This window comes from Actinomycetota bacterium (assembly GCA_009923495.1).
Lineage (GTDB): Bacteria > Actinomycetota > Actinomycetes > S36-B12 > UBA5976 > UBA5976.
Genome location: RFTJ01000002.1, coordinates 121,051 through 130,982, shown reverse-complemented (window position 1 = coordinate 130,982; position 9,932 = coordinate 121,051). Strand labels below are relative to the sequence as shown.

The 9,932-nt window shown below is 49.0% G+C and carries 11 protein-coding genes and 3 tRNA genes; 6 read left to right on the top strand and 8 right to left on the bottom strand.

The window, feature by feature from the left end; translation table 11 throughout:
• Nucleotides 1-354, bottom strand: a 354-nt coding sequence (locus EBS36_01845; GenBank protein ID NBU31900.1) for a ribonuclease D, incomplete at its 3' end; no start/stop codon positions are given.
• Between the two features lie 3 nt (nucleotides 355-357).
• Nucleotides 358-912, bottom strand: coding sequence for a DUF3000 domain-containing protein (locus EBS36_01840; GenBank protein ID NBU31899.1), 555 nt, complete (start codon nucleotides 910-912; stop codon nucleotides 358-360).
• A gap of 80 nt (nucleotides 913-992) precedes the next feature.
• Between EBS36_01840 and EBS36_01835 the strand changes: the two genes are divergently transcribed.
• Nucleotides 993-1,826 (top strand): DMT family transporter, encoded by an 834-nt coding sequence (locus tag EBS36_01835; protein ID NBU31898.1) that lies wholly within the window; start codon nucleotides 993-995, stop codon nucleotides 1,824-1,826.
• Here the strand turns inward: EBS36_01835 and msrB are convergent.
• Complete coding sequence (msrB, locus tag EBS36_01830; GenBank protein ID NBU31897.1) at nucleotides 1,813-2,214, bottom strand: peptide-methionine (R)-S-oxide reductase; 402 nt, start codon at nucleotides 2,212-2,214, stop codon at nucleotides 1,813-1,815. The genes EBS36_01835 and msrB overlap by 14 nt on opposite strands.
• A 27-nt stretch (nucleotides 2,215-2,241) precedes the next feature.
• Nucleotides 2,242-2,949 (bottom strand): hypothetical protein, encoded by a 708-nt coding sequence (locus EBS36_01825; protein ID NBU31896.1) that lies wholly within the window; start codon nucleotides 2,947-2,949, stop codon nucleotides 2,242-2,244.
• A 27-nt stretch (nucleotides 2,950-2,976) separates the two neighbouring features.
• Here EBS36_01825 and zapE point away from each other — a divergent pair, with 27 nt between their 5' ends.
• The gene (zapE, locus tag EBS36_01820; protein NBU31895.1) at nucleotides 2,977-3,975 is read left to right on the top strand and encodes a cell division protein ZapE; all 999 of its coding nucleotides are present in this window, start codon (nucleotides 2,977-2,979) and stop codon (nucleotides 3,973-3,975) included.
• Between the two features lie 3 nt (nucleotides 3,976-3,978).
• Here the strand turns inward: zapE and EBS36_01815 are convergent.
• The 3 genes from EBS36_01815 to EBS36_01805 all read right to left on the bottom strand — a co-directional run bounded on the left by EBS36_01815 (nucleotide 3,979) and on the right by EBS36_01805 (nucleotide 4,223).
• Nucleotides 3,979-4,055, bottom strand: a tRNA-Val gene (locus EBS36_01815).
• 1 nt (nucleotide 4,056) lies between these two features.
• Nucleotides 4,057-4,130, bottom strand: a tRNA-Cys gene (locus EBS36_01810).
• Nucleotides 4,131-4,150: 20 nt separating this feature from the next.
• Nucleotides 4,151-4,223 (bottom strand) — tRNA-Gly (locus EBS36_01805).
• 149 nt (nucleotides 4,224-4,372) lie between these two features.
• On the opposite strand from EBS36_01805, the gene EBS36_01800 reads away from it, so the two are divergent.
• The 4 genes from EBS36_01800 (at nucleotide 4,373) to EBS36_01785 (ending at nucleotide 8,915) form a co-directional block, all read left to right on the top strand.
• Nucleotides 4,373-5,419: an anthranilate synthase component I family protein gene (locus tag EBS36_01800; protein NBU31894.1), complete on the top strand. Its 1,047-nt coding sequence runs from the start codon at nucleotides 4,373-4,375 to the stop codon at nucleotides 5,417-5,419.
• A 17-nt stretch (nucleotides 5,420-5,436) separates the two neighbouring features.
• Complete coding sequence (locus EBS36_01795) at nucleotides 5,437-6,312, top strand: 4-amino-4-deoxychorismate lyase (GenBank protein ID NBU31893.1); 876 nt, start codon at nucleotides 5,437-5,439, stop codon at nucleotides 6,310-6,312.
• Nucleotides 6,313-6,402: 90 nt separating this feature from the next.
• Nucleotides 6,403-8,403, top strand: a complete 2,001-nt coding sequence (locus tag EBS36_01790) for a threonine--tRNA ligase (GenBank protein NBU31892.1) — start codon at nucleotides 6,403-6,405, stop codon at nucleotides 8,401-8,403.
• Entirely contained in the window at nucleotides 8,403-8,915 is a 513-nt protein-coding gene (locus EBS36_01785) for an HIT domain-containing protein (GenBank protein NBU31891.1), read from the top strand. The genes EBS36_01790 and EBS36_01785 overlap by 1 nt, the downstream gene beginning before the upstream one ends.
• Here EBS36_01785 and EBS36_01780 read toward each other — a convergent pair.
• The gene (locus tag EBS36_01780) at nucleotides 8,892-9,902 is read right to left on the bottom strand and encodes a hypothetical protein (protein ID NBU31890.1); all 1,011 of its coding nucleotides are present in this window, start codon (nucleotides 9,900-9,902) and stop codon (nucleotides 8,892-8,894) included. The genes EBS36_01785 and EBS36_01780 overlap by 24 nt on opposite strands.
• Between the last annotated feature and the right edge of the window lie 30 nt (nucleotides 9,903-9,932).

Below are 9,932 nucleotides of genomic sequence, written 5' to 3'. Positions count from 1 at the left end.
AGCTGTCGGTGTTAAACCCAATTCTCGAAGACAAACCAAATCTTGAGATGCGGCATGTAAAATCCAATCAACTCCAGTTAGTGCCTCCTGAATAGGCACTAAGTCGGCAAATTGAATCGGGTCAATTAAAAAACTGCCGCTTCCGGCTCTACGCAGCTGGACCAGATACGCACGACCCGAGTATTTGAAGCCACTGGCTCTCTCCGCATCCAGTGCTACAGGTCCAGTTCCGCCTGCTAATTTTTTTGCAGCATCGGCGAGCTGTGCGACTTGGGTGATTAGCAAGGGCAACCCATCGCGTGGCTCGGAAATTGGTATGCCGATTACTACTTCTTCTAGATCTGGGTCAGTCATAAGTTACTGGCCACGCTTTAGTTGAGTGACCCCTTCAGGCAGTGGTTCAAGCCCAGCCGCCTGTTCGAGTAATGAGCACCAAGCTGTTAGCTGTGGAGCCAAGTGCGCGGATTGCGCGGTCCAGGATGCCCGCACTTCCAAATTAGTTTCTTGCACCCGATCTGAAAGTTCAGCAAACGATCGACTTACTGTGCGGGTTATGGTTCCAGAAAGGTTGGTGTATTCCGCGGAACTAATGGCTAGAGATTCAGTTAGCCAACTCCAGGCTACTTCATCAAACATTTGGTCAGTTACGACATCGGGTTCAATGGCAGCATTCATGAAAGTAACCACCCGCAGTTCGCCGCCCCATGCCAATTGACCATCAGGATCATAAAGCAGAACAAATTTGCCGCCAGCAAGCTCTTGTTCAGCAAAATTCAGTTCGGCAGTAAGGGCTAGGGCAAACGGTGCAAGTCGATTTGGAGCTGCAACTTCTTGAAGGGTAATTTCGGCCCGTTTGGTAGCGCCGTGCAGTGATTTGACGGCTGAGGTCCAGAAATCTTCAGCCTCGGTCATTTTTCCCACTATCATCACTGAGACTAACTCTAGATTGATTTGAAGACGAAATGTTCTAAGCACGCCGTTAGGCTAAATGCGTGCCGTTATTTCTTGCGCTGCTATCCAGCGTCGTTTGGGGTAGTTCCGATTTCCTTGCTGGAAGAATGTCACGAAAATTTGCACCTGTTGCGGTACTTGGTGGCTCTCAAATCTTTGGCTTAATCCTGGCAGTAGGTTTTGCAGTTACTCAAGGGCACTGGGACAGTTCTGATCAAACTGCAATACGCTGGGGTCTCTGTGCCGGCTTACTAGGCCTTTTTGGACTCATCGCTTTTTATTCAGCGCTGGCAACGGGGTTGATGGGAATCGTTTCCCCGATCTCGTCAGTGGGTGTAATCATCCCGTTAGCCATAGGACTTGTCACAGGAGATAAGCCCACTGGTGTTCAGTATCTCGGAATCGTCATCGCGGTTTCCGGTGTAATTTTGGCGAGCGGTCCGGAACTCAACTCGAAGGCGAGCAGCCGTCCGGTAATTTTGGCCTTGATTGCGGCCGTAACTTTTGGGTCCTGTGTCTTTTGCATGGCACAAGGTGGTAAGGCGGGAAATCCGGCTATGACAATAGCGACGATGAGGATTTTGCAAGTCTCATTATTGGTTATCTTTGCGCTGGTTATGCGCAGCATTGGTGGACTTGGTGTAAGAAACATTCCAATGCTTCTAGTTATCGGGGTAACGGACGCTAGCGCTAACATCCTGTTTGCTTTTGCAGCAGCAGATGGCCTGCTGTCCATTGTTTCGGTACTTGGTTCACTCTTTCCGGTAATGACGGTAGTGCTTGCCTGGACAGTTCTGAAAGAGCGACTCATGCCAGTTCAATACATAGGCGTCATCTGTACAATCGCTGGGGTAGGGGCAATCACTGCTGGCTAGTTGGTTCTAAGCTAAGCGAAATCGAATTTATGCAATACCTCAAATCGGTAGGAGTTGCGTATCCCTCACCGGCAAAAACGTGACCCAAATGAGAATTGCAATTTGCGCAACGAACTTCCCTACGAATCATCCCATGTGAAAAGTCGTCAATTTCGATTACCGCATCCGAAGTGCCCGGCTTAAAAAAAGAGGGCCAGCCACAACCGGAATGAAATTTCTCGGACGATCGGAAAAGCTCGGAATTGCAAGCGCGGCAACGATAAACACCGACTGTCTCGGTGTCGGTGTATTCTCCCGTGAATGCTGGTTCTGTGCCTGCTTGGCGCAATACGTGAAACTCCAAAGCAGTGAGCCTATCTCGCCATTGGTCTTCTGTGATTTCATCCATGGGAACAGGGTAAGACCAAATCTGGATTCACGCAGGAAGGAATCGATTAAACAAGTAGTTGTTCACCTGATTCGTTGCGGCTAGTCGCATGTTCATCGGCATGTCACCAAGCGGCGGTTGCTGCGCCTGCTTGCCAGTAATGGCTGGACTGATTGTGAGGTCAAGTTCATCAACCACACGTGCTCTGAACATTGTGGCCAACAGGTTTGGCCCTCCTTCACAAAGTATGTTTGAAAAGCCAAGACGATTCAGCGTCAGACGAATTGCAGTGCCGTCTAGTTCTGACTTGGAGATGATCGATATGTGGGCCAAATCAGACAGCCGAGCAAGATTGTCTTGCCAGTGCGGATCAGGGCTCTGCTTGGTTAGTAGAAACGGCTTATGTGCTGAATCTGCAAAAATGGGTGCGCTTTCTGGAAGGTTTAAAGATTGACTAACCAAACAAAATGGTGGATTTCGCACTGCTAACCCAGTCAGTTCTGGCTTAATTTGTGTGTATCGATACCTTTCGCCGATAGCAGTTCTAGCGCCTACTAGAACAACATCGCTCATGGCCCGTAATGTGAGCAAGACTCGCAGATCAGTTTCATCTGCTAGGTCTTTAGATGAGTTTGATGGTCCTACAAAGTTTCCGTCAAGAGAAAGTATCATGTTAACGCGAAGGTAATCTGAGCTTTGGTTTCGATAAAACTCGACGATGGAATCAACAGACTCAAAGTTCGGATTTGCGCTCACACTTAAATTCTCCCATGCCCTTAGGCTATGGGTATGCAAAGTCTGTGTGATCGAGTTCCGCAGGTGCAGGCCACCGAGATAATCAAGGACTTTGTTGTACCAAAGAGGTTTGCCACTACCACTTTTGAAAATTACGAGGCAGACCCGGATATTCCCTCTCAAGCCCGTGCTAAATCTCGATTGCTGCAGTTTGCCACAACCGCGGAACACAAGCGAAGTTGGTTCGCTAAGGCTCAGGTGCCAAAACCCGGCATCTACTTAGATGGCGGATTCGGTGTTGGTAAGACTCACCTCCTGACGGCTCTTTGGCAGGAGTTCGGATCTCGAGCTAGTTATGGAAGTTTCGTTGAATACACCAATTTAGTTGGCGCGTTGGGATTCACGCAGAGCGTCGAAACGCTTGCCCAATTCGAATTGATTTGTATTGATGAGTTTGAACTTGATGACCCAGGCGACACAGTTCTCATGAGCACGCTGCTAGGTCAGTTGGTTGCAAGGGGAGTTCGAGTAGCGGCGACGAGCAACACTTTGCCAGACCGGTTAGGCGAAGGTCGATTTGCGGCAGATGACTTCATTCGTGAAATTCAGGGGTTGTCTGCACACTTTGAGGTTGTGCGAATTGATGGTCCTGATTACCGACATCGAAATGCCTTGACGGGAGCAGCGCCTTTAGACAAATCTTCCTTGATTAAGGTCGCAAATGCTACTGAAAACTGTTCTTTCGATTCATTTTCTGACATAAACGCTCACTTGCAAAAAGTTCATCCCAGTGCCTTTGGAATGCTTGTACAAGATCTAGCTGGAATCTGCATAGAAGGTGTATCACAATTAACAAATCAAGCGGCTGCACTGCGTTGGGTAGTTCTAATTGATCGACTTTATGACAGAGAAATCCCGATTGCCTATAGCGGAGTCGAATTTAGTGGACTCTTCAGTCCAGAAATGCTTTCGGGGGGCTATCGCAAAAAATATTTGAGAGCTTTATCGCGCTCAAGCGCGCTGAGTCGGGAATTTGGTTTGAGTTGACTCTGGTGGTCGATACAGGACTCGAACCTGTGACCTCTTCCATGTCAAGGAAGCGCGCTAACCAACTGCGCCAATCGACCATCGAGGTGGAGACGGGATTTGAACCCGTGTACACGGCTTTGCAGGCCGTTGCCTCGCCTCTCGGCCACTCCACCAATGCTCCACAAATAAAGCGAGCGGACGACGGGATTCGAACCCGCGACCCTCACCTTGGCAAGGTGATGCTCTACCAGCTGAGCCACGTCCGCATGCGAAGAACTAATCTTCAACCTGCGTAAGACTATCTGAAAATCGACAAACCTTCAAAGTCGGGGGTGTGGTGCCACTCTTGCTATTGGGATAGATTTTTCAAGAACTTCAACGACAAACTGTCCACTCTGCAATTAGTCCTTAGGCTATGAGTGTGAATTCCGAACAAGCAGTAGTCGGCTTTGGTGAACACATCGCAACGGAATTGATCCGGGTCTGCCAAGATCCCGCAGAGCTAACATCCGGTTGGTGGGCAGTAATGCAAACCTTTGAAGGCGAGTTCTATGGCTTCGAATTCGCCCGACCAACATCGAGTTTGGCAGATTTGCTACCTACCCCTTATGTTACGGCGGCAAGCGCTCGTCGCGAACTTTGGACTTCGAACATTTCCCAGCGGGCCTATGAAAATGGTGTCGAGGAAGTGAGACGAGCAATAGAGCGCGGCTGGGTTTATCAAACAAATTACTGTCGAATCCTGAAACAGGCCATTGAGCCAAATTTCGATTTCGTCGAACTCTACAGGAAGCTGCTCAGCGGCAACCCAGCACCACACGCGACACTCTTCCATCTGCCAAGAAACGTCACCAGTTTATCTCGGGACATTAAAATTGCTAGCGCTTCGCCAGAGCTTTTCTTATCTCGCCAGGGTCGACTATTGAAATCTAGTCCAATTAAGGGAACGGCTACCAGTGCTAAAGATATGCTGGACAAAGACTCGGCAGAGAACGTAATGATTGTTGATTTAATCCGCAATGATTTGTCCCATGTGTGTAAGCCCGGGACAGTTTTAGTGCCGGACATGCTGCGGCTAGAGGAACATCCCGGTCTAGTGCACCTAGTTTCAGACGTGACCGGTGAATTGCACGACGGCTTTGACTGGCAACAGATTTTGCAAGCGATGTGTCCAGCTGGCTCAGTTAGTGGAGCGCCAAAGAGTAGTTCGTTACAACTAATTTCACAGGTCGAGCCAGAGAAACGAGAGGTGTATTGCGGCGTTTTGGGTTGGATAGATGTTGACGAAAATACCGCTGAATTGGCCGTGGCTATTCGCACCTTCTGGCAATCACTATCAGCAGCCGAACCAACAATTTGTTTTGGCACCGGCGCTGGCATTACTTATGATAGCGACCCGGCTGGCGAATGGTTTGAAACTGAACTGAAGGCAAACCACCTTCTTGGTATCGCAAGTTCCTAAGGTAATAGGGTAGTTACATGCAGGCTTCGCATTTTTGGGTAAATGGTCATCTAGTTCCTGTTGCCGACGCGCACATCAGCGTATTGGACCATGGGTTCATGGTTGCCGACGGCGTCTTCGAAACTCTGAAGATTTCTGATGGTCGGGCATTCGCTGTTGATCGTCACAATTTGAGACTGCGTCGCAGCGCCTCAGGTCTTGGTATTAAGTGTCCATCCGATGAGGTCATTAATTCTGCAATCGCCGAGATCCTGGCGGCCAACCCGGCCTTCGAGCTAGGCAGATTACGGGTAACTGTCACTAGTGGCATAGGTCCGCTGGGGTCAGATCGAATTGGCGGCGAGCCCACCTTGGTGTTAAGTGTTGCTCCCCAGCCAGCTTGGCCATCGAGTACCGGCGCAGTGTTAGTTCCTTGGATGCGCAACGAACTCTCGGCCATCGTTGGCCTAAAGACTATTTCCTATGCAGAGAATGTCTACGCCTTAGAAGCAGCCCATAAACATGGCTTCTCCGAGGCGCTGTTCCTCGACTCAAAAGGCAATCTCTCGGAGGGCACTGGGAGTAATGTCTTCCTGGTTAGTGGAGACACAGTGCTCACTCCGAGTGTCAATACTGGATTACTTCTTGGCATCACCAGGCAGTTAGTTATTGAGTGGGGACTAGCCGCGGGGATAAAAATTATCGAACGAGATGATTTGCGGGCTGAAGATTTATGGAACTGCGACGGCGCATTTTTGACCTCATCAACTCGTGATGTTCAGCCAATCAGTGCTTTGGCCGAACTCTCGCGCGCGGATAGTCTGAGCAACGCAAGGGAAGTCCCGATACCTGAAGTTGTCACTGAGTTAGCCAAGTTATTTAAAGAGCAAAGTAATTTCAACTACAACCCCTAGAAGATTCGGTAGCTAAGTTTCTTAAGATAAAGTGAAATACCAAGATTTAAGTACCGTCCGGAGTAATCACTAGAGCAGTTAAGGAATAACGTGGTAGCCGTATTAGTAGGGCAAGACAAGCAGTCGCTGGACATTGAAGCGGGTGCTACGGCTTTTGACGTTGTAGGCGACAAAGCCCGAAAAGTAGTTGTTGCGCGTGTTAATGGAAACCTGGTCGATCTAAGTTATGTCCTGGTTGAAGGCGATGTAGTAGAGCCGGTTCTAGTTTCTGATCCAGACGGTCTATCAGTTCTGCGCCACAGTGTTGCACATATAGTTGCCCAGGCGACTCAGGAAATATTCCCGCAGGCCAAACTGGGAATAGGACCACCGATTAAAGATGGCTTTTTTTACGACTTTGGTATTGAGACGCCTTTTTCGCCTGAGGATCTTTCAGCGATTGAGAAGAGATCAATCGAAATCATAAATTCAGGACAGAAGTTCAGTCGCAGGGTAACTGAGCGAACCGCTGCTATTTCTGAGCTTGCAAGTGAGCCTTTTAAAGTTGCGCTACTCGAGGCAAGTGTGGCCGATGTTCTAGCCGAAGATGTGATGGAAGTAGGTGCAGGCGAACTCACAATCTATGACAACATCGACTTGCGTAGCGGTGACAAGAAATGGTGTGACTTATGTCGAGGTCCGCATGTACCCGACACTCGTTACATCGATGCCAAGGCCGTGAAAATTATGCGTTCGTCAGCGGCCTACTGGTTAGGAAATCAAAAGAATGCATCTATGCAGAGAATTTACGGAACTGCTTGGCCGACCAAAGAAGAGCTCAAGAACTATCTAACTATGCTCGACGAGGCCGCAAAGCGCGATCATCGCCGACTCGGCGTAGATCTAGATCTCTTCAGCTTTCCTGACGAACTGGGTTCGGGTCTTGCCGTATTTCATCCAAAGGGCGGAATCATTCGCCGAAGTATGGAGGACTACTCACGTCTGCGTCACGAAGCCGCAGGATACGAGTTTGTTTACACTCCGCACATAACTAAAGGTGCCCTATTTGAACAGTCTGGTCACCTAGATTGGTACAAGGATGGCATGTTTCCTGCTATGCATCTAGACGAGGAGTACCACGAAGACGGCTCTGTAAAGCGCAAAGGTCAGGACTACTACCTCAAGCCGATGAACTGCCCGTTCCATAATTTGATTTTCAAGTCTCGCGGTCGTTCATATCGGGAACTTCCACTGCGGCTTTTTGAATTTGGCTCTGTTTACCGATACGAGAAGTCCGGAGTAGTACACGGATTGACCCGAGTGCGCGGAATGACACAGGACGATGCACACATCTACTGCACGAAAGAGCAGATGCCCGGCGAGTTGCAGAATCTCTTGAGCTTTGTTCTGGACCTGTTGCGCGACTACGGACTTGATGACTTCTATCTGGAGCTGTCTACACGTAACCCAGAGAAATCAATCGGTTCGGATGAAGAATGGGAAGCCGCTACGGCTGCGCTAGCTGAAGCTGCCGAAAAATCTGGCCTTGACCTTGTCCCAGATCCAGGTGGCGCCGCGTTTTACGGACCTAAGATTTCGGTTCAGGCTCGCGATGCGATAGGTCGTACTTGGCAGATGTCAACAATTCAGGTTGATTTTCAATTGCCAGCTCGCTTTGATTTGGAGTATCAAGCAGCTGATGGTGGGCGCGCGCGACCAATTATGATTCATCGGGCACTATTCGGCTCAATCGAACGGTTCTTCGGAGTTTTGCTGGAACATTATGCCGGAGCATTCCCTGCTTGGCTGGCTCCAGTTCAAGTAATTGGAATCCCGATAGCCTCGGCGCACAACGACTATCTGCATGAGGTAGCACAGAAGTTACGCGACAGTGGCGTTCGAATTGAGGTGGACGACTCAGATGAGCGGATGCAGAAAAAGATTCGAAACGCACAACAGCAGAAAGTGCCATTCATGCTCATAGCGGGCGATGACGACATCGCCGCAGGTGCGGTTTCATTCCGGTACCGAGACGGCACGCAAGAAAACGGAATTCCAGTGGCTCAAGCGGTCGAAAAGATCCTGAAAGAGATTGGAAATCGGTCCGCCTGATGGAGATAGGTGCGAATGGGATAGAACAGTGGGACCGAATATGGACTCCGCACCGCAGGGAATATCTCAAGCAACTAGCCGGGCAGTTCGACGACGAGAGTTGTCCTTTTTGTCGGGCACTTACCAGTGATACTGAACTAGTCGTAATTCGTTCTCAAACCTCTTATGTCGTTCTAAATAAGTATCCGTACAACAGCGGACACCTATTAGTTTGCACTAATCGTCATGTTGCTACTTATGACTTATTGACTGAGGCAGAGTCTGCTGATGTAACGGGTCTAACGCAGCAGGCAATGCGGACATTGCAGTCGGTTTCTGGTTGCACCGGTTTTAACATCGGAATGAATCAGGGCAAGGTGGCCGGCGCCGGAGTTCAAGATCATTTTCACCAGCACGTGGTTCCTCGCTGGGCAAACGACAGCAATTTTATGCCGATTGTTGCTGGCACAAAAGTTATTTCGGAATTACTTGAGCAAACTCGTGACCTTTTAATCGAACGCTGGCAAGACTAAATTTACTGATCGCCCAGATTCGTGAATCGTATCGTTTGGCAAAATCGCACTTGAAAGGACACAGCTTGCATATGGCTGTACTGCCTTGACTGATACATGCTCTCCTGAATCCCGAGTTACCTCGATTTCGAAACCGGGAACACCCCAGGTCCGCGCCAAGCCTGGGACTATTCCATAACCAAAAAACGATGGCGAGCTAATGTGAGTTTGATGATCGTCAGGTTCAACCATCGGCTCCCAGCGATTAGGACAGCGGGATATCCAGTCCAGAATCAAATCGAGACCGGCCAATTCGTCCAGCGCAGTAATGGAAGGGTTTGCATTAGTTTCCCAAACTTTGTCAAACTCACCTATCGCCGGGATTATGCCACTTCGGAACATTGCCAGCTTTTCATCAGAGAGACCAAGAAATGCAAGTTGCTCCAGGAGTTTCTCGCGCTGATCTGCAGTAAGTTCCAGATGTTCGGAATCCGGGCTTTTGACATCTCTTTCACAATCGGAATAGTCGAGTATTTGGTTGGTCAATAAATCGAATAGGGCTACTATCTCTGTTTCACTCTCGTTTGACATTGGTAAATAACGAACCAAAATGTTGTTGTTAAAAACTCGTTGCGCTATGGCTACTAACTCATCAAAGTCCGTGTGAGTGGCAAAGAGATTTGTCGCCACTAAGAGAGTCGGTACCTCTAGATCTTGCAGAGTTTGCCAGGTCGAAATCGCTTGAGCACTTATTCCGACGGCTGCATCCAGAATCAGAATGACTGCGTCTGAAACATCTAAGATGCGCTGGTCAAGGTCGTTCTCGGTTAGGAGACAAACTGATGTTTTGCTATCAAGATCAGCGATAACCCACGGCACTGCCAGACTCTGTCCGGAGGTAAATTTTCGGGCGATCAGCGGACTAATCTCGGTGCATCCAACGCTGTAAATGCTGACAAACCGTGATGTTGGTTCAAAGTAAGAAACACTTATCGGTAAAGTCGTCATTATGACTATATGGTAGTCGTCTAGTCATTC

What these genes read in the sequence shown, in the direction of transcription:
- EBS36_01840 (NBU31899.1), bottom strand. Translation starts at nt 912, where the DNA reads ATGACCGAGGCTGAAGATTTCTGGACCTCAGCCGTCAAATCACTGCAC.
- msrB (NBU31897.1), bottom strand. Translation starts at nt 2,214, where the DNA reads ATGGATGAAATCACAGAAGACCAATGGCGAGATAGGCTCACTGCTTTG.
- zapE (NBU31895.1), top strand. Translation starts at nt 2,977, where the DNA reads ATGGGTATGCAAAGTCTGTGTGATCGAGTTCCGCAGGTGCAGGCCACC.
- EBS36_01800 (NBU31894.1), top strand. Translation starts at nt 4,373, where the DNA reads ATGAGTGTGAATTCCGAACAAGCAGTAGTCGGCTTTGGTGAACACATC.
- EBS36_01795 (NBU31893.1), top strand. Translation starts at nt 5,437, where the DNA reads ATGCAGGCTTCGCATTTTTGGGTAAATGGTCATCTAGTTCCTGTTGCC.
- EBS36_01785 (NBU31891.1), top strand. Translation starts at nt 8,403, where the DNA reads ATGGAGATAGGTGCGAATGGGATAGAACAGTGGGACCGAATATGGACT.
- EBS36_01780 (NBU31890.1), bottom strand. Translation starts at nt 9,902, where the DNA reads ATGACGACTTTACCGATAAGTGTTTCTTACTTTGAACCAACATCACGG.